At 60.5% G+C, this 18,163-nt stretch carries 17 protein-coding genes; 8 read left to right on the top strand and 9 right to left on the bottom strand.

The window, feature by feature from the left end; translation table 11 throughout:
• Positions 1-129: 129 nt before the first annotated feature.
• Complete coding sequence (locus A0251_RS13965; RefSeq protein WP_062817453.1) at positions 130-804, top strand: TorF family putative porin; 675 nt, start codon at positions 130-132, stop codon at positions 802-804.
• Between the two features lie 150 nt (positions 805-954).
• Here A0251_RS13965 and A0251_RS13970 read toward each other — a convergent pair whose 3' ends face one another.
• The 5 genes from A0251_RS13970 to A0251_RS13990 form a co-directional block, all read right to left on the bottom strand.
• Positions 955-1,893, bottom strand: coding sequence for an endonuclease/exonuclease/phosphatase family protein (locus A0251_RS13970; RefSeq protein ID WP_062817454.1), 939 nt, complete (start codon positions 1,891-1,893; stop codon positions 955-957).
• A gap of 264 nt (positions 1,894-2,157) precedes the next feature.
• Positions 2,158-2,565, bottom strand: coding sequence for a hypothetical protein (locus A0251_RS13975; protein ID WP_231874242.1), 408 nt, complete (start codon positions 2,563-2,565; stop codon positions 2,158-2,160).
• Positions 2,566-2,577: 12 nt separating this feature from the next.
• Positions 2,578-3,810 carry a hypothetical protein gene (locus A0251_RS13980; RefSeq protein WP_062817456.1) on the bottom strand — a complete coding sequence of 411 codons (1,233 nt, stop codon included), beginning with the start codon at positions 3,808-3,810 and terminating at the stop codon, positions 2,578-2,580.
• 83 nt (positions 3,811-3,893) lie between these two features.
• Positions 3,894-4,340, bottom strand: a complete 447-nt coding sequence (locus A0251_RS13985) for a copper chaperone PCu(A)C (protein ID WP_062817457.1) — start codon at positions 4,338-4,340, stop codon at positions 3,894-3,896.
• Positions 4,321-4,899 carry an SCO family protein gene (locus A0251_RS13990; RefSeq protein ID WP_062817458.1) on the bottom strand — a complete coding sequence of 193 codons (579 nt, stop codon included), beginning with the start codon at positions 4,897-4,899 and terminating at the stop codon, positions 4,321-4,323. Before A0251_RS13990 ends, A0251_RS13985 begins: the two co-directional genes overlap by 20 nt.
• 94 nt (positions 4,900-4,993) lie before the next feature.
• Here A0251_RS13990 and miaB point away from each other — a divergent pair, with 94 nt between their 5' ends.
• Positions 4,994-6,331 carry a tRNA (N6-isopentenyl adenosine(37)-C2)-methylthiotransferase MiaB gene (miaB, locus tag A0251_RS13995; protein WP_062817459.1) on the top strand — a complete coding sequence of 446 codons (1,338 nt, stop codon included), beginning with the start codon at positions 4,994-4,996 and terminating at the stop codon, positions 6,329-6,331.
• Positions 6,332-6,355: 24 nt separating this feature from the next.
• Here the strand turns inward: miaB and A0251_RS14000 are convergent, their stop codons facing one another.
• The 3 genes from A0251_RS14000 to A0251_RS14010 all read right to left on the bottom strand — a co-directional run bounded on the left by A0251_RS14000 (position 6,356) and on the right by A0251_RS14010 (position 9,724).
• Positions 6,356-7,057 (bottom strand): anti-sigma factor domain-containing protein, encoded by a 702-nt coding sequence (locus tag A0251_RS14000; RefSeq protein WP_197461941.1) that lies wholly within the window; start codon positions 7,055-7,057, stop codon positions 6,356-6,358.
• The gene (locus A0251_RS14005; protein WP_062817461.1) at positions 7,042-7,596 is read right to left on the bottom strand and encodes an RNA polymerase sigma factor; all 555 of its coding nucleotides are present in this window, start codon (positions 7,594-7,596) and stop codon (positions 7,042-7,044) included. Before A0251_RS14005 ends, A0251_RS14000 begins: the two co-directional genes overlap by 16 nt.
• A gap of 127 nt (positions 7,597-7,723) precedes the next feature.
• Complete coding sequence (locus tag A0251_RS14010; protein WP_062817462.1) at positions 7,724-9,724, bottom strand: hypothetical protein; 2,001 nt, start codon at positions 9,722-9,724, stop codon at positions 7,724-7,726.
• A gap of 295 nt (positions 9,725-10,019) precedes the next feature.
• On the opposite strand from A0251_RS14010, the gene A0251_RS14015 reads away from it, so the two are divergent.
• From A0251_RS14015 to A0251_RS14030, 4 genes are read left to right on the top strand one after another with little or no spacing between them, the layout of a single operon-like run.
• Positions 10,020-11,024 (top strand): PhoH family protein, encoded by a 1,005-nt coding sequence (locus A0251_RS14015; RefSeq protein WP_062817463.1) that lies wholly within the window; start codon positions 10,020-10,022, stop codon positions 11,022-11,024.
• Positions 10,996-11,499 (top strand): rRNA maturation RNase YbeY, encoded by a 504-nt coding sequence (gene ybeY, locus A0251_RS14020; RefSeq protein ID WP_062817464.1) that lies wholly within the window; start codon positions 10,996-10,998, stop codon positions 11,497-11,499. Before A0251_RS14015 ends, ybeY begins: the two co-directional genes overlap by 29 nt.
• Positions 11,499-12,380: an HlyC/CorC family transporter gene (locus A0251_RS14025; RefSeq protein WP_062817465.1), complete on the top strand. Its 882-nt coding sequence runs from the start codon at positions 11,499-11,501 to the stop codon at positions 12,378-12,380. Before ybeY ends, A0251_RS14025 begins: the two co-directional genes overlap by 1 nt.
• Positions 12,352-13,731: a rhomboid family intramembrane serine protease gene (locus tag A0251_RS14030; RefSeq protein WP_062817466.1), complete on the top strand. Its 1,380-nt coding sequence runs from the start codon at positions 12,352-12,354 to the stop codon at positions 13,729-13,731. Before A0251_RS14025 ends, A0251_RS14030 begins: the two co-directional genes overlap by 29 nt.
• 417 nt (positions 13,732-14,148) lie before the next feature.
• On the opposite strand, the gene A0251_RS14035 is transcribed toward A0251_RS14030, so the two are convergent.
• A complete protein-coding gene (locus A0251_RS14035; RefSeq protein ID WP_231874243.1) occupies positions 14,149-15,456 on the bottom strand; it encodes a hypothetical protein in 1,308 nt (435 codons plus the stop codon).
• Positions 15,457-15,712: 256 nt separating this feature from the next.
• Between A0251_RS14035 and lnt the strand changes: the two genes are divergently transcribed.
• Positions 15,713-17,200, top strand: coding sequence for an apolipoprotein N-acyltransferase (lnt, locus tag A0251_RS14040; protein WP_062817467.1), 1,488 nt, complete (start codon positions 15,713-15,715; stop codon positions 17,198-17,200).
• A gap of 93 nt (positions 17,201-17,293) precedes the next feature.
• On the top strand, positions 17,294-18,160 hold the full coding sequence (locus A0251_RS14045) for an MBL fold metallo-hydrolase (protein ID WP_062817468.1): 867 nt from the start codon (positions 17,294-17,296) through the stop codon (positions 18,158-18,160).
• Positions 18,161-18,163: the final 3 nt, after the last annotated feature.

Below are 18,163 nucleotides of genomic sequence, written 5' to 3' on the forward strand. Positions count from 1 at the left end.
ATCATCAAGCCACTGTTTTTTATCAACAAAAAATAGTTGGCACGCTCTCTGCAATATCTAATGCGAGCCGAAAAGGCGGTGCGTCACCAGCGCACATTGAACGAATTAGACTTGTTAAGAGGGTTGCACATGAAAAACGTATTTGGTCTGAAGAAAACCGTTTTGGCCGCTTCCATCGTCGCTGCCAGCCTGGCTCCGGCCATCGCTGCTGCTGAAGTCAGTGGTACCCTGGGTGCGTCCAGCCAGTACTTGTGGCGTGGTCAGCAGCTGACTGACGGTGCTGCGGTATACGGTAGCGTTGACTACTCCCACACGTCCGGTCTGTACGCTGGTGCCTGGGCCTCTTCTGAAACCGACGACACCGAGTACGACCTGTACGCCGGTTTCGGTGGTGAGTTCGAAGGTCTGAGCTACGACATCAGCTACATCGACTACAACTACACCGCTGGCGGCACCGCAGGTGACAACCCTGCATCCGGTGCTGACTTCCAGGAAGTTCACCTGGGCGTTGGCTTTGCCGGCCTGAGCGCTGATGCTTACATCGGTGTGGGTAATTCCGGCAAGGGTGGCGATGAAGACTACGAAAGCGACTACTTCGCTGTGGGTTACGGCTACGACAAGTACTCCGCCACCGTGGGCTTCTATGACTTTGAAGCTGACGACAGTGACTACACTCACTTGGATCTGAGCTACGCCGTTACCGATCAGTTCACCTTCACCCTGTCCAAGATCGTTGATCAGGAAGAAGACGACACCTACGACGACGATCTGGTGATGAGCGTTTCCTACGAGTTCGCACTGTAAGCACCAAGAACACGGGCGGCGCATGCCGCCCACTGTTTAACGCCGCGGGGCTCTCCCTGGTCCTCGCAAACACGCAAGCAACCCCGCGGCGTCTTTTTCGTTTCCACGGAACATCCGTTACGCTCCAGGCAACACGCCAGACCTGCCGTTTTATCTCCCCCCAGTAAAGTACACGACCACCGCATCATGATCAGACACTGGCGTCACGCCCTGACTGCCGTACAAGCTGTGATAGCGACCCGCATTACCCCGGGTTACCGCCGTTCTGGAGACTGCCTTTTTCGCCTCCCGTGACACCCAGATATGGTCCAGCGCCTGTGGCTGGCAACGATAACGAAAGCTGTAGCGCTCCGGTTCCGGCATAAGCTGCCACAGATTGAACAGACCGGATTCCGCAAAACGCGCATAGCTGGCAGAGAGCCGCCCGGCATCCCAGGTGCTGTTGAAGTCACCGGCGACAATGAGCGGTCCATCCTGCTTAGTGACCCAGTTGGCCAGCAACGCCGCCTGGCTCTGCCTTTTTTCCTGGACCTGCGCTTTTTGCAGACCTCGCGCACTGCGCAGGTGCACCACAACCAGCTGCAACTGCCGAGGCGCATGCACCGTCACGTGCAAGGGCGGACGGGAAAACAGTGCGTGGTTGTGAAAGTCCTGCTCCGCAAACAGGCTTTTCGCCGAGGCAATCTGCACCGGCTGACGATAGAGCAGGCCCACATCCATGCCGGAGGGATCATTGCCCTCTTTCAGAACGACGCGGTATCGCCAACCGTACCGGGCAAGTCGCTCTACCAGCGCCGCCAGTAATTGACGGTTTTCCACTTCCTGAACAGCCAGCATATGGGGCGCCCGCAAGGGGCCGGCGATGAAATCTGCCAGCGCCTCTAATCGCCTCTCCAGCACAGCAGAAGAAAGCGGTTTATCCAGATGGCTGTCTTTGCGGATATCACGAAGCCGCCACAGGTTCAGCGTCGCCAGATTCCATTCATTTTCTGCCGGAGCGGGTACACCACGGGCGGGAGCCAGGCCTCGACAATCCGCCCACAGGCTCACAGGAACAAGAAGCAGGTAGACGATCAGTAAATAGCGCATTGACGCAGTTTATGAGGTGTCGACAAAGCACAGCAGAGGCGAAGTCTCAAACATGGGTAGGAAAGAGGACCGACCGCTGCAGGGGGATCTCTGTCATTTTGGCGCTGGCTTGCCCCGGAGTTTCTTCCGGATAACAGGGCCCCGACTGTAAACCCCTGACCGCCGCCAATAGCGTAGGGTGCCACTGAGCCCGGGGCGGATACGACCATAAAAAAAGCCCGCCGATGAGGCGGGCAAGGGGTCTGTGAACAACAACAGAAAACGTCAGGGCCGGAACACCACCTTCAGGTCCGGGGTTACCTGTGAGGCATCCAGGTAGCCAACAAAATTCCGGTTACTGCCTACCAGCATAACCATCTCCTGTTCACTGGAGACTTCCCTGGGCGGCATGCCCCGGCCGGTAAAAATCATTCGTGCCCAGTAGCTTTTCATCTGCTCCGCACTCTTGCCGAGCACCTGCTGGTAAAACGCCTCCCGGGCGTCGCCTCGCGATGGCAAATCCAGCGGCTTCACCGAGACACCGGAAACCCGACGGGCCTGGCCATTGAAGATCTGCCGGACTTCATCCTGTGTCAGCGCCCCAAGACTGCTGTTGGCAGACACCACCACCACCGGGTCCGCCTGAACGGTGGTTGCCAGCATCAGGAGCAATGAGAACATTATTCTTTTCATGATCATTCCTCCTTAAAAAACCAGATCGGCACTGAGACGAATCACTGTGGCGTGGTCATCCTCAAGCGGTGCACCCTCGGTAACAAAGAAACCGGAAGTGCTTACCTCACTATCGGAAAAATCGTAGTAGTAGCTGACTTCCCCTTTCAGGGCGATGGCCTCACTGAGGGAGTAGCGCAAACCGCCAGTCCAGCTTTTCTGCTGCTCTGCCAGACCGTTATTCAGGGCAGCGGGAAGGCTGCGATCCAGATCACGGGGATTCACTTCGGCCCAGGTCACCATGGGCATCCATTTGCCGAGATATTTGCCGACGGTGACGTAGCCGCTCTCGCTGCTGGGATACCAGTTGCCAAAATCCAGTCGCGCTTTTTCTGCGGAAAAGAACCAGCTGCCATCATCGTATTGCAGGCCCAGGCCGGCAAAATAGGTGTACACCTCATCAAAGGACAGGCCCAGGACCGGGGGGACACCGGCGGCTGCCAGATCATCCTGGCTGACTGACACATCCGCGGCACTGTAGGCCGCTCTCAGCGTCCAGTTACGCCAGTAGCTGGTGAAGTTCAGGCCGCTCAGATCGTCGGCCTGAAACTGGGCGTTGGCCACACGGTCTCCCCCGTCCACGGTACTGGATCCCCAGAACCCGGAAAGGCGATGCGAAACCGGCCCGGTGGTAAAACGCCAGGAAGCCTCCACCGCCTCCATGGTTTTTACCGGTGCCAGCTGATACACCTCCGCGGGCAGGCTGACCCACGGGTAGGCATAGCCCACATCGATGTATTGGGAGTGCATGTAGAACGGCGCCACGATGCGCCCGGCTTTCACGCTGACAGCGTCACTGAACTGGTAATCCAGATAGGCCCACTGCAATTCCGCATTGAATTCGTCAGCGCCGGACGCAAACAGCTGAACCACGGCCTCTGCCCGGTCGCTGAGCCTGGCGTTGAACTGGACCCCGGCACGGGTCAGGGAATCATGGCTCCAGGTGTCATCGGCGCCATCGATATAGCTGGCAGAGCCCGAGGTCGTCTCCAGCTCCGCCCGGGACACGCCGGCGGACAGGAAGCCGTTGATGCGGATCCGGTCTGCGGCATCGTCCAGGGTATTGTCGAATTGTTGTTTTTCGAGCTGTTCCAGGCGCTGCTCATAATCCAGCAGCCGCTGCTGGAGATCACTTTCCGGAGTCTGGGCCCAGAGTGGGCTTGCACTCAGGGTGGCACCCAGCATCGCGGATAATGCCTTTTTCATAGGTTCCCCATGCTTTTATAGTCGTTCCGGTTATGCAAAAACTACGAATAAAGCATGGGATTATCCGCAAAACGGAACCCGGTTCAACCGTCAGTTTGGGACTGGCGTATAACCGGGAAGCCAGTGCAGGCATCTTTCCCGCCTTTCAGGTGAAAACAGATCTCCACCGTTTCTCCGGGGGCCGGCACCTCGGTGAGCTTCATCAGCATCAGGTGCTTGCCTCCCGGCGCCAGGCTGACACTCTCTCTCGCCGGGATTTCCAGGTGGTGTAGATGCACCATCCGGCGACTGCCATCACCGGTACTTTCCATGTCATGCAGCATGGTGTGACCGGCGGCCGGGGTACTCACGCCGGTGATGGTCACGGGCTCCTCCCCGTCATTGTTCAGGGTCACATACCCCGCCATGGCCGGCGAAACCGGGGGCACTGCACGCAGCCAGGGGTCGCTGAAGGTCAGCTCCGCGTGGGCAGGCACCGCAAGGGCAAGCACCGCTGCCACCAGGGCGAATTTAAAGCAGGCTCTTGGCATCTTTTACCACCTCATCAATCGTGAAATCCGCCGGGTACAGTTTGCGCACCCGACCCTGGTCGTCCAGCAGGTAAATATAGTCACTGTGGGTGAACAGATAATCCTGTTCTTGCTGATCCTTGATGAACACCACGCCGTACTGTTTGGCCACCTGGCGGATCTCCTCCAGACTGCCGGTGAGGCCGATGATGTTCGCCTTGAACCAGGGCAGGTATTCCTTAAGATGCGCTGCCGTATCACGCTCTGGATCAAAAGTGATGAAGACCGGCTGGACCTGATCCGCCTCCCCGGCTTCTTGCAGCTGCCGGTACACCTGGGCGACCCGGGCCAATACCGCCGGGCAGATATCCGGACAGTGGGTGTAGCCAAAAAACAGGATCGTTACCTTACCGTTGAGCGCTGCCTGACTGAAAGGCTCGCCGTTCTGGTCAGTCAGTGTAAACTCACCCCCCAGCCGGGTATTCACAGGCAAGTCACTTTCCTGCTTGCCACAGCCGGCCAGCAGAAAGGCCAGTAGCAGAGGCAGGAGATACGGTAGAAGGTACGGCAGTTTTCGCATGATCTCTCCGGTTGGTATAATCCGCGCCCATTTTGACGCTATTCGAGGGTTAGGCAAGCCAAAGCGGCTGACAACCCAATGATGGAGGTGCCCCTTGGCACGCAAGCTTTTTATTCAGACCCACGGCTGCCAGATGAACGAGTACGACTCCACCCGCATGGTGGACCTGCTCGAATCCAGCCATGGCCTGGAGCCCACCGACAATCCGGAAGAAGCGGACGTATTGCTGCTCAACACCTGTTCGATCCGGGAAAAAGCCCAGGAAAAGGTGTTTCACCAGCTGGGTCGCTGGAAAAAGCTCAAGGATGCCAAGCCGGACATGGTGATCGCGGTCGGTGGCTGCGTCGCCAGTCAGGAAGGCGATGCCATCCGTGACCGGGCCCCCTACGTGGACGTGGTATTCGGTCCACAGACCCTGCATCGTCTGCCCGGCCTCATTACCCAGGCCGCCACCACCCGAAAACTGGCCATCGATGTGACCTTTCCGGAAGTGGAAAAGTTCGACAACCTGCCAGAACCCAGCGTGGATGGCCCCAGCGCCTTTGTATCCATCATGGAAGGCTGCTCCAAGTACTGTACCTTCTGCGTGGTGCCCTATACCCGTGGCGAGGAAGTGAGCCGCCCGGTGCAGCCGGTGCTCCAGGAGATCGAGCATCTGGCGGAAATGGGGGTCCGCGAGGTCAACCTGCTGGGCCAGAATGTGAATGCCTACCGGGGGGTCGGCGCTGATGGTGACACCCTGGACCTGGCTGACCTGATCCGGCTGATCCGCGACATCGACGGCATCGATCGCATCCGCTACACCACCAGCCACCCGGTGGAGTTTTCCGATTCGCTGATCCAGGTCTATGAGGACGTGCCGGAACTGGTCAGCCACCTGCACCTGCCGGTGCAGTCCGGCTCCGACCGTATCCTGGCCATGATGAAACGCAACCACATGGTGCTGGAATACAAGAGCAAGCTGCGCAAGCTCAAGCGTATCCGCCCGGACATCTCGTTCAGCTCCGATTTCATCATCGGCTTCCCGGGAGAAACCGACCGGGACTTCGAGGACACCATGAATCTGATCCACGACATCGGCTTCGATATGTCTTTCAGCTTCATCTACAGCGCCCGTCCGGGTACCCCGGCGGCAGACCTGCCTGATGACGTGCCCCTGGACGTGAAAAAACAGCGCCTGGCCATCCTGCAGCAGCGCATCAACCAGAACGTGCAGGACATTTCCCGCAAGATGGTGGGCAGTACCCAGCGCATTCTGGTTGACGGTTTTTCCAAGAAAGACCCGGGCCAGTTGAAAGGGCGTACCGAAAACAATCGAGTGGTGAACTTCCGCAGCGATGACACCGATCTGATCGGCAAATTCGTGGACATCACCATCGCCCAGGCCTACAGCAACTCCCTGCTGGGCAGCGACCCGCGCAACCCGGGCTGAGGCCGGGTTGCCCCTCACGCCGCGCTAAAGCGCCACCGCTCGGCCGATAAACAGAACCGGGCCGGTGGGTCGATCAGCAGGGGAACCACCCGGCGGTTCCAGCGTCAGTTCGAACAGCTGACCGCTTTCCACGTCCCCCACCCGGCTGGCAGGCAGGACCAGAGGCTGGCCAGGATTCACCAGACCCAGAGAGCGAGGCCCTTGAGCGGGATCCGCCAGGGTCCAGAACTGAACACTGCGATCCACCGGGTACTCGCTGTCTGCCAGCGGCGTCAGCTGCAAGTCACCCCGGTCAGAAACGGTGATTCGCCAACCCGGACTCGCCGCCTCCCCCGGAGCCTGTAACACCACGGTATACACCGGTGCCGGAACCCGTAGCGGCCCCAGCAACAGAACCACTGCCACCAACAGGCCGGCACTGACCGTTCGCCACAGCGACGGGCTTTGCCAGAGCGCCTGCCAGACCGGACGACGGCGTGTGGCCACTTCAGCGGTTTGTCGTTCGATACGCTGCCATAATCCAGGGGGCAGCGGTTCCGGCTCCAGCAACTCGGCTGCGCCCAGCCAGTGGGCCTGCCAGTGGCTGGCCAGCTGGGCGGCGTCGTCATCCTGCTCCAGCCAGCGCTCCACCTCGGCGGCCTGCTCGGGGGAAAGCAGCCCGAGAACATGCTCGGCAATCAACAATTGCCGCTCCTGGGAATCGCGGGGAATCATAATCGCAGGCACTCCTGCAATCCTTTCAGCCCGGAGCGAACACGGCTCTTGATCGTGCCCAGGGGGACGGCCAGGGTGTCGGCAATTTGCTCGTAGGTGAACCCCTGATAAAACGCCATCAGAATGGGACGCCGGCGATCCATTTGCAGGGTCTGCAAACAATCGATGATGGCACGGCGTTGGTCATTCTCCAGGGAGCATTGCTCCGGAGACGGGCCCGGGTCCGGCCACTGGTCACCCGGCAGGGGCTCGAAGGCTTCCCGGCGGGACCGGTGATGCTGATTGATCAAACGATAACGCAACAGCCCGAACAGCCAGGTCCGCGCGCTGCCACGTTGACTACGGAAACGTCCGGCATTTTTCCAGACCTGGACAAAGGTATCCTGAAGCGCATCTTCTGCCAGGGACGCATCCCCGGTAAATCGACGGGCCAGCGCCAGCATGCGCGGTGCCTCGTTGACGTAAAGCTGATGGAAAGCTCGACGATCGCCCCGGGCACAGGCCTGCACCAGGGCATCTCCCTGCTCCAACTCAGCGCGCGAATCGTCCATGAAGCAACATCCCTGATGAAAGACTAGGTGAAGATCATTCACCAGAGTGCGAGAAAAATGTGTCAAGAAGAAGACCGGGCCGCCGAAGCGGCCCGGGACAAGGGGACCGGAATACGGTCCCCAGACGTTACTCCGGAGCGCGACCAAGAGAATCCGTAATCAGGGACACCGATTCCGGTGACGACTGATTCCAGGTTTGCGACGGTGCCACGTCGCCACTGGCAGCACTGAGGATATTATCGAAGCGCAGCACCACACTCTGGGATTTCTCCGCCACGTACAGGTGCTGGCCATCAAAGGCGATATCCACCGGGTTACCCAGCAGGGTACTACCCACGGAATTGTTGTCGCCGTTATCGATATTCACGGTGACATCGGTGATACCGTCAGCGGTTGAACCGTTATCCAGCACATACAACTTGCCATCGGTGGGATTGGCACCGCTGCCCACATCCGACAGGATCAGCTGGTCGGTCTCTGCCACATGGATGATGCCATGCAGGTTGGTCGGAGCAGCAAATGCCACGCCCCCTTCTGCAGGCGTAATCAGCCGATCCGGGCCGGCACTGCCACGGGCCGTGCTGTAACTGTCGAATACCGCCACCGTACCGTCGGTGAGCGCCACGTACAGCCGGTCAGCCTCCGGGTCATAATCCAGATCCCAGGGCGCCACGCTGAGCGTGGTGGTAAACAGGGGCGCCACATCGCCGTCGGCCTGGGCACCGAACACTCTGACAGACGGGTTGCCATTGTCAGTCACCAGCACCCAGCCAAGGGCATCGGCCACATCAAATCCTTTCGGCGCCATCAGCCCGGTGCCGGCCCCCTCAATCAGCCGGTCACGGCTGAGCGTGAAGGTCTCGCCATCGCGACCCGTGGCCAGACGATTGATCACGGCAAGTCCGGAATCATAGGTAATGTAGGCGTCGCCCATCTGGTTGAATGCCAGGCTTTCACGATCCTGCGTGGTGGAAAAGCCTCGCTGCATGGCGCCAAGGTCCAGATCCAGTACCACCACATCCGGGTCACCCGGGGCGGCCGGGGGATTGCTGGTCACCGCAACCCCGGTGAAGGTCGTGCCGGTGCTATCGATATCGGACAGGTCCGGTTGCAAGGCCGGTTCAACAATAATGGCCAGGGATTCGGGCTTGATGCTGTCGACCACCCTGGTCGGCGCGATATCGCCGGAGTCACCGGAAAACACATTCCGGTAAACCAGAATGGCGTCGTTGGATTTTTCCGCGATGTACACCGTGCTGTCATCCAGCACCAGATCCACCGGATTGCCCAGCTTGGTTGCCGGGCCGGCCAGGGTCCGTGCAGGCGTCACCGTGCCCTCGGCCGTGGAGGCCTCTTCAATCACGTACAGGCGGCCATCATCCGCTACCGCCGCATCACCCACATCGCTGACCACCAGGGTGTCCGAGTCAGCCTGGTAGGCGATCCCGTGCAGATTGGAAACCATACCGGCCGAATCCGGCGTGATCACACGGGCCGGCGTCGCCATAAAGCCCCCTGCCACATAATCATCCACCACGATGACAGTGCCATTGGTCATGGCCAGGAAGAGACGATCCGCCGCCTCATCATAGGCGAGATCCCAGGTATTGCCCGACAGGGCCGTGGAGGCAAGCGGCGCGGCATTGCCACCGGCAGCGGTGCCGTAGACTTCAACGCTGTTACCGCCGATATTGGCAGCCATGACCAGGCCGGCCTGATGGGCAATGGCGATCCCTTTCAGTGTCATGGAACCCGGTGCCGGGACACTGCGATCCAGAGTGGCAACCGGGGCCGAGCCGTCGGTCCGTTCTGCCAGTTGATGAAGGACCTGCAGGGTACTGGGCGCCCCACTACTGTCGTTGGCGGCATAGAGATTGCCCAACAGATCCAGCGCGATACCTTCATTGGCGTCCGCATTGAAGGTGGCCTGCACTTCCAGATCCGCATTCAGGCGGTCGATTTGACCGGCGTTGGCAGCACCATTGTGCATCACCAGCAATGCAGGCCCCTGGGCCACATCGGGGGAATTGATCAGGGAGCGATCACTGCCATTGCCCCCACAGGCTGCCAGCGTCACTGCAACGGCCAGTGGCGACAGCCACAGCAAACCTTTGCCTTTCACATTCATGTCATCTCTCCTTGGATAGCGATACCGGCGTGCCGCCGGCCAGTCAGGACAATCAGGTCCTGTTTCGGATACCGCCAACGCAGAGAGATGGATGTAACAGCAGGTAATGATTCTCGATTAAAGTGTATCCCGTTCAGAAAACACGGCGCGACCGGTTGTCCGACATGCCGCCATCAACCCTTGCGACCCGCCACCCTACAAGGCTAGGCTGCGCGGGTGATTTTTCTTCCCCGACAACGCGCTTCGGGGTATTCTGAAACTCTCTGCAACAGCCCAAGGGGCCACGTTTTCCATCTTGGACACACCACTCGCTTCCCAGCATATCAGCCTCGAACCCAACGATTCCCGTCGCCTGGCCAGTCTCTGCGGCCACCTGGACGAGCACATCAAGCAGATTGCCCAACGCCTGCATGTGGATATCCACAATCGTGGTAACCAGTTTCATCTGGCCGGACCGGCCACCTCCGTGGAAGCTGCCGGGGCGATTCTCAGTGAGCTGTATGCGCAGACCGGGGATGGCACCGAGCTGACTCCGGAGATGGTGCACCTGCATCTGCAGCAGTCCAATGTGGCCGACCATGCTTCCGGAAAACACACCGGCAACACCGTGGCGTTTCCCAGTGACGAGGTGGTGATCCGCACCAAGCGAGTGCGCATCAAGCCCCGCGGTGCCCACCAGCGCGAATACGTCAAACAGGTCCGCAAATACGACATCAATTTCGGCATCGGCCCGGCCGGTACCGGCAAGACCTGGCTGGCGGTGGCCTGCGCGGTGGACGCGCTGGAAAAAGCGGAAGTCCAGCGCATTCTCCTGGTACGCCCGGCGGTGGAAGCCGGTGAGAAACTGGGTTTTCTGCCCGGTGACCTGGCGGAAAAGATCGACCCCTATCTGCGTCCACTGTATGACGCCCTTTATGAAATGCTTGGCTTTGAAACCGTGGCCAAGTTGATGGACCGGATGGTGATCGAGGTGGCTCCGCTGGCCTACATGCGCGGGCGCACCCTGAACAACAGTTTCGTGATTCTTGACGAAGCACAGAACACCACCCCGGAACAAATGAAGATGTTCCTCACCCGAATCGGCTTTGGCACCCGCGCCGTCATCACCGGGGATGTGACCCAGGTGGACCTGCCCCGCCACCAGCGCTCCGGCCTGGTGAATACCCTGGAAGTCCTGGACGGGGTGAAAGGGATCGGCGTGACCCGTTTCGACAGCCGCGATGTGGTTCGCCACCCGCTGGTACAACGTATTGTAGAGGCCTACGACCGCCATGAACGGGATACCGACACCCAGCGTTGATATCCAGTGGGCCAGCGACGCCCCGGACGCCCCCGACGAATCCCGGTTATGCGACTGGGTGCGCCACGCTGCCCAGACAGCCGGCGGCGTGGTGGGCGACATCACCCTGCGCATCGTCGATGAGGACGAAATTCGCACCCTCAACCGGGAATACCGCGACAAGGACAAACCCACCAATGTGCTGTCCTTCCCGTTTGAAATGCCCGAAGGGCTGCCGGAAGATGCCATGGAGCCCCTGCTCGGCGACATCATTCTCTGTGCCCCGGTAGTGCGGCGGGAGGCCATGGAACAGAACAAGACACTGGAAGCCCACTGGGCCCACATGGTGACCCACGGTGTACTGCACCTGCTGGGCTACGATCATATTGACGACGACGACGCGCAGATCATGGAAGCCATGGAAATCCGCGCCCTGAATGAACAGGGTTTTGCCGACCCTTACCACCTTGAGAACAATACGGAGCTTCACCCCTGATGTCGGACGACTATTCGGATAACGGTACCAGCCGAAGTTGGTTGGAGCGTGTCGGCCAGTTTTTCTCCTCCACACCCGGAGACCGGAACGAACTGCTGGACCTGATGCGCTCCATGCGCGATTCCCACATTATTGACGGGGACACCCTGGGGATTATCGAAGGCGCAGTCTGTGTGGCGGACATGCAGGTGCGCGAAATCATGATTCCCCGCTCCCAGATGGTCAGCATCAAGGCCAGCTCCGACCCACGGGATTTCCTGCCCACCATTATCGACTGTGCCCACTCCCGTTTCCCGGTCCTGGGCGACGACCCGGACGAAGTGATCGGCATCCTGCTGGCCAAGGATTTGCTACCGCTGATCCTGGAACCGGCCCGTATGGACCGTTTCTCCATCAAGGACCACATCCGCTCTGCTATGGTAGTACCGGAATCCAAACGGCTCGATTCGCTGCTTCGTGAATTCCGTATCAGCCGCAATCACATGGCGATAGTGGTCAATGAATATGGCGGCGTGGCCGGGCTGGTGACCATTGAAGATGTCCTGGAACAGATCGTCGGAGAGATTGAAGACGAGCACGACGTGGAAGAAGAAGATTACCTGATCAAGGATCTCGACAACCACGAATACACCGTCAAGGCACTGACCCCCATCGATGATTTCAACGAGCACTTCCGCTGTCAGTTCAGCGATGAGGAATTCGATACCATCGGCGGGTTGGTGATGCAGAAATTCGGTCGACTACCGGGCCGCGATGAAAGCGTCGAACTGGATGGTTACCTCTTCACCGTGCTCAGCGCCGACGGCAGAACAATAAGATTGCTGCGGGTGACACCGCCGGGGGAAAACCACGATGCCACTACCACCGAGGTCGAAAGCTGACTCCATCGCCATGCTGGCAAACGCGCCCTGGGTGGTGGCTGCCATTGTGGTTGCCCTTCTGCTGGGCGCGCTGCTGAACCCGGCGAAAACGCCCCAGCCTGCCCTCGGCTGGTATCAACACAGTGGCCTGCAGACCCTGGAATGGAATAACTACCTGTCCTGGCTGCGCTTCAATGGCCAGGGCAAACTCGCCGGTCAACTGGAACAGCAGCTGGCCGCCGGTGATGTCCATGCATTCAGCGCCGCGATGCTCTCCCCCGCCTTCGTCACCGACAGTGAACAGCGTGCCCGGGATTTCTGGTCGCCGGCCCAGAGAGACACCTGGTCCGCCCTGCGCCAGCAGGTACCCGGTCAGCTCGCCGCCAGCAACCTGTATCGCTGGGGACTGGCAGACAGCAGCCCCCGTCCGGCCCGCTTCTTCACCGCCCCCTTCACCGGCGGCCCCCTGTGGCTGACCGCTCTGACCCTCCTCGCGCTGATGCCACTGGCATCCTCTCTGGAACGGACCCTGGGTCATGGCCGGGTGCTGACACTGTGGTTGCTGGGCTGCCTGCTGGCTGGAGCCGGCTACCTGATGCTGGCCCGGGCCGGGCAAACGCCGTTTCATGGCGCCACCCCTGCCCTGATGGTCTGGTATGGAGCCTTCCTCGGACTGCAGGGCTGGCGCACCCGATTATCCTTTCCGGTGCCCGGCAGGGCATGGCCCGCGATCGCCCTGCCCACCGCCGCACTGGCGATCATTCCACTGGCCTTGCTCGTCCTGCAGGCCTGGCAAAGCGAGCCCGCCACGGCCTACCTGGCCGCCGGCATGCTGGCTCTTGGCGGCGGCATTCTGTTGGTGCAGATCATGCGCCCGGCAGAACCGGCTCAAGACATCGAGATCGTCATGCCGGACCCGCAGGATCAGCAAACCCTGCAACGCGGCTGGGAGGCCCTGGGCAGCCTCCAGCCGGCGGCGGCCATTGACGCCTTTCAGCAGGTGATTGAGCGACACCCGGATCACTTTGACGCCCTCACCGGCCTGTTCACTGCCCACCGCATGGGCCAGCACAGCAACGACTGGCTCCACACGGCCCATCGCCTGTTTGCCCACCCGGCCACCGAAAAGGGCCAACCTCAACAGGTCGCCGGCCACTGGCAACAGTTCCGCCAGCAACAGGGACCGACGTTGCCCGCCGCCATCGGCTGGCCCCTGGTAACCACCCTGACCCGGGCCGGAGAATTTGCCCAGGCAGAAGCCCTGGCCGCCAGCCTGGATCACCACGACACTCGCAAACCGGCCCTGCAGGCATTGCGCGAGGCGTTACTTCGGGAAGGATTGGGGCACCGGGCCAAGGCGCTTGAGCCATAGCGGGAACGCGGGAAGCACCGCAACAGCGCCATACCCGCGACCAAAGGCTGTAGCAGCGTCGCTTGCGGCGCGATTCGAGCCTTGGCGAGGTTTTCTCCTTTATGTAGGAGCTATGCTTGCCCCCAAGGGGGATCTGCGACATGCGAACCGCGCGTAGCGAGTCGGCAAAGATTGAAATCGATCCTCCATTCCTTCTGAAACCTGTCGAACCCTGAGATTCCTGATCGCCCTGCGGTCGATTTCCGCGCACGCGCGGTTCGCACCTCAAGAGGTATTATTCGCTTCGCTCACCCTTCGGGCCGCACTGCACAACGTGCGTTACTCCGCTGCGCTCCGTTCCTACAGCGGCTTCGAAGAAGGCTCGGAGCTTGATCAACTCTCGGCCCTTTTTCTATCCAACGCGCGTCGCTCGTAGCCCTACGCCCACGCCGCGCGGTAGTCCGCCACCTGCTTGCGCAGCTTTGCATCCCGGCACTGGCTTTCCACAAAACGCAGATACTGTTCCGCCTTGCCGGCAAGCCCGAATTGCTCGGCCAGGATCTTCGCCAGTAACAGATAGGCGTCGCCCAACTCGCTGAAGTCAGGGTGTCGGTCGTGAAGATCCTTGAGTAACGCCACCGCCATTTTCGGCGCCTGCTCGTGAATACCCCGGGCCAGAGCCAGACGCAGGGACGGTGATGCGGGCAGCCAGCCGGGGGTAATTTCCCGCTCACGAGACAGTAACACCAGCGCCTCGGACCAGGCAGAAGCAAGCACCATTTTTTCCAGATAGGCCGGTGCCTGGCTGCGGCGTTCATCCTCCCGGCCGGTGATTTCCAGCAGGCGATCATAGCGTTGCCAGTCTGCCACCGTGGCGCCTTTATGCGTCAGGCTTTTGCCCGTACTCAATAGCACTTTGTCGAAGCGGCCGGCACAAAGCTGCACCCATTGACGCCGCTCTTCCAGCGGTGCACTGGCTTTCCTTACACCTTGATCCAGCCCCCAGAGGCGACCATGACGGGCCAGGATATCGCCGCACAGGCAAGCCAGCGCCAGCCACCAGAGGGCAGCCAGCGCACCCGCTACCCCCTGGGCCAACGACAGCGGCATCACATCCACGGCCACTGCCACCAACGCCACCCCCAGCAACCAACCCACAGAGGCCAACAACCCGGCGACCAGATAATCCCGGGGCGCCGAGAAGATGTAGGTCAACGCTGCCGCAAAGGATCCGGGCTGCGCCCCCTGGACCTGGATCGCCAGCCAGAAGGCCGGCACCAGAAACAAGCCCAGCGCACCGATCAGCAAGCCTGCAGACACCGATACCCACACCAGCATGAAGCCGGCGGGCACCATCACCATCAACGCCGGCAATGCCTGCAGCATTGCCGCCCTCCAGCCTGCCATATCAGACAGGCAGTCCCACCCCGGCACAGCGATTTTGCGTGCTTTGCCGGGGTGACTGCGCAATGCCATCACCGCCCGGCCAAATCCCCAGGCCGGCAAGCCCCCCAACAGAGCCACCGGGACCAGCACCGGCAAGGGTGGCACCAACGCGGCCAGCAACGCCCATACCAGCAGCACCGGCAACAGCAATGGGGCGAACGGGTAACGCAGGTACCGGTCCAGTTGTCGCCACAACGGCCCAGCCTGACCCTGCGCGGTGCTGTGCAGCTCCTGGTTGCAGAGCAGACAACGGGCCTCTGTCAGGCTACCTTCCCGGCTCTCCACACATTGCTGACACAAGTGCAGTCCATCATGGCTGCAATACCATAGCGCCTCCGTCCCCGGATGGTACTTGCAATAGTGTTTCACTATGATGCCCCCAAGCATTCACAAGGTGGCACAGCAACCATGGTTGCCCACCACTGGCGCCCCGCCTTGATCCGCAGGCAGGGCAAGATTGATTATAGGTTGTGATTGATACTTTATTCGTATTTTTGTAGGGACTCTAGCCGTATTGGCCAGACGGCCTGCTCGCCACCCTGAAACGAGGAATTCCATGCGTCACCGTCTGCTGGCCCTGATTGCCGGCCTGCTATTCCCGCTTGCCTTCGCCCCCTATGACCTGTGGCCACTGCTGTTTGTCAGTGTGGCCGCCGGCTTCTGGTGTCAGCAGCAGGCCGGCTCCGGCAAGGAAGCCTTCCTGCGCGGCTGGCTCTACGGCCTGGGCATGTTCGGCTTCGGTGTCTCCTGGGTGCATGTGTCCATGAACGACTATGGCTACATGCCGCTATGGATGGCGATTCCCTTTACGGCAATTTTCGCCGCCTTTCTGGCCCTCTTCTACGGCCTGACATTTTCCCTGAGCTGGCGTCTGGGGCGCTCGGCACTGGTATTCAGCGGCGTCTGGCTACTGCTGGACTGGCTGCGTGGCTGGCTGCTGACGGGCTTCCCCTGGCTGTATGCCGGCTATGCACTTATCGATACTCCCCTGGCCAGCCTGGCGCCGCTGGGCGGGGTCTGGCTGCTGACCCTGGCCACGGTGCTGATCAGTGCCACCCTGATCCAGCTCCGCCAGCCGGGCGCGCTCCGCTGGGTTGCCGCCGGCCTGTCCGCGCTGGTTCTGATCACCGCCACGGCCGCGCATTTTCTGACCTTTACCCATGCCGACGGCCCGGACCAGAAAGTGGCGCTGGTGCAGGGCAATATCCCCCAGGATCTGAAGTGGCAGATTTCCATGCGCGGCGAGACGCGACGTATCTACCATGAACTGACCCGGGAGATTCCCGGGGACACCCTGGTGTTATGGCCGGAATCGGCCATGACCGAGTTCTACCAGAGCATCACCGACTTTATTGAAGACGAGGGCGCACAACTGGCAGACCGCAATGGCGCCCTGATTACCGGCATTCCCTGGCGCACCGTCAGCGATACCGGCATTACCTACCGCAATAGTATTGCCGCCATCCCCTTGCATGATGGCAACACCGGCAGTGAACGGGTCTACCACAAACAGAAGCTGGTGCCCTTTGGCGAATACGTTCCCCTGCAATCGCTGATACGCGGCCTGATCCCCTTCTTCGATCTGCCCATGTCCGGCTTTACGCCGGGCGATCCGGCCCAGCCCAACCTGCAGGTGCTGGGCCATACCGTGGCGCCGTTTATCTGCTACGAAATTCTCTATCCGCAACTGGTGGCCAGCCGCAGCCACGATGCGGATGTGCTGGTGACCATCAGCAACGACGCCTGGTTCGGCACCTCCGCCGGGCCGCTCCAGCATTTCCAGATGGCCCGTCTGCGGGCCCTGGAAACCGGCCGCTGGCTGCTTCGTGGCACCAACAATGGCGTCACTGCCGTCATCGACCATCAGGGCCGGATTGTGGATGCCCTGCCCCAATTCGAGCGTGACGTGCTGTACAGCCACTACCAGCCACGCACCGGCATTACCCCCTTTATGGCGCTGGGTGTCTGGCCCTGGCTGGTGCTCTCGGTGCTGTTGTTATTGCCTGCCATTCTGGAAAGGAAGGAAAAAAAGACCACTATATAACCTTTTAATATAAGCTTATTCCAAATTTGACTTTTGCCTGCTTCCCTCCTATAACTGTGCCTGAATGCTACCCAGCCACAGGAGGGAACTGGCATGTCTCGCCCAACCGTCAAAGCCTTTTTCGATAACGACACCAACACCGTCAGCTACGTTGTCACGGACCCGCAGACCCGGCGCTGCGCCATTGTGGATTCCGTGCTGGACTACGACCCCAAAGCCGGGCGCACCCGCCATGACAGTGCCAGCCAGATCGTGGCCTACGTCAAACAGGAAGCGCTCACCGTGGAATGGCTGCTGGAAACCCATGTCCATGCGGATCATCTTTCCGCGGCACCCTGGATTCAGGAACAGGTCGGCGGCAAGCTGGCGATCGGTGAACATATCCGTACCGTGCAGGACACCTTCGGCAAGGTCTTCAACGCCGGCACCGAGTTCGCCCGAGACGGCCGCCAGTTCGATCACCTGTTTGCCGATGGGGACACCTACCAGGTCGGCAACATTGAGGCGCGGGCCATTCACACCCCTGGGCATACTCCGGCCTGCATGAGCCATGTGATCGGCGATGCAGTGTTTGTGGGCGACACCCTGTTCATGCCGGACTATGGCACCGCCCGCTGTGACTTCCCCGGCGGTGATGCCCGCACCCTGTACCAGTCCGTGCAGAAGCTGCTGGCCCTGCCGGACGACACCCGCATGTATCTCTGCCACGACTATCTGCCGGAAAACCGTAGCGAATATCAGTGGGAAACCACCGTGGGCGACCAGCGTCGCGACAATATCCACGTGCACGAAGGCGTTTCCGAGGAGGAGTTCGTCAGCATGCGCGAAAAACGCGATGCCACCCTGGATATGCCGCGGCTGATTCTGCCTTCGGTGCAGATCAATATGCGCGCCGGCCACCTGCCTCCCGAGGAAGACAATGGCGTTAGCTACCTGAAAATTCCGCTGAACGCACTGTAAGAG

This window comes from Alcanivorax sp. NBRC 102024 (assembly GCF_001602235.1).
GTDB lineage: Bacteria > Pseudomonadota > Gammaproteobacteria > Pseudomonadales > Alcanivoracaceae > Alcanivorax.

Coding starts and splice junctions, on each gene's coding strand:
- A0251_RS14010 (WP_062817462.1), bottom strand. CDS start 9,724: ATGAATGTGAAAGGCAAAGGTTTGCTGTGGCTGTCGCCACTGGCCGTT.
- A0251_RS13965 (WP_062817453.1), top strand. CDS start 130: ATGAAAAACGTATTTGGTCTGAAGAAAACCGTTTTGGCCGCTTCCATC.
- A0251_RS13990 (WP_062817458.1), bottom strand. CDS start 4,899: ATGCGAAAACTGCCGTACCTTCTACCGTATCTCCTGCCTCTGCTACTG.
- A0251_RS13985 (WP_062817457.1), bottom strand. CDS start 4,340: ATGCCAAGAGCCTGCTTTAAATTCGCCCTGGTGGCAGCGGTGCTTGCC.
- A0251_RS13970 (WP_062817454.1), bottom strand. CDS start 1,893: ATGCGCTATTTACTGATCGTCTACCTGCTTCTTGTTCCTGTGAGCCTG.
- A0251_RS14005 (WP_062817461.1), bottom strand. CDS start 7,596: ATGGACGATTCGCGCGCTGAGTTGGAGCAGGGAGATGCCCTGGTGCAG.
- lnt (WP_062817467.1), top strand. CDS start 15,713: ATGCGTCACCGTCTGCTGGCCCTGATTGCCGGCCTGCTATTCCCGCTT.
- A0251_RS13980 (WP_062817456.1), bottom strand. CDS start 3,810: ATGAAAAAGGCATTATCCGCGATGCTGGGTGCCACCCTGAGTGCAAGC.
- A0251_RS13975 (WP_231874242.1), bottom strand. CDS start 2,565: ATGAAAAGAATAATGTTCTCATTGCTCCTGATGCTGGCAACCACCGTT.
- ybeY (WP_062817464.1), top strand. CDS start 10,996: ATGAACGGGATACCGACACCCAGCGTTGATATCCAGTGGGCCAGCGAC.
- A0251_RS14045 (WP_062817468.1), top strand. CDS start 17,294: ATGTCTCGCCCAACCGTCAAAGCCTTTTTCGATAACGACACCAACACC.
- A0251_RS14030 (WP_062817466.1), top strand. CDS start 12,352: ATGCCACTACCACCGAGGTCGAAAGCTGACTCCATCGCCATGCTGGCA.
- A0251_RS14025 (WP_062817465.1), top strand. CDS start 11,499: ATGTCGGACGACTATTCGGATAACGGTACCAGCCGAAGTTGGTTGGAG.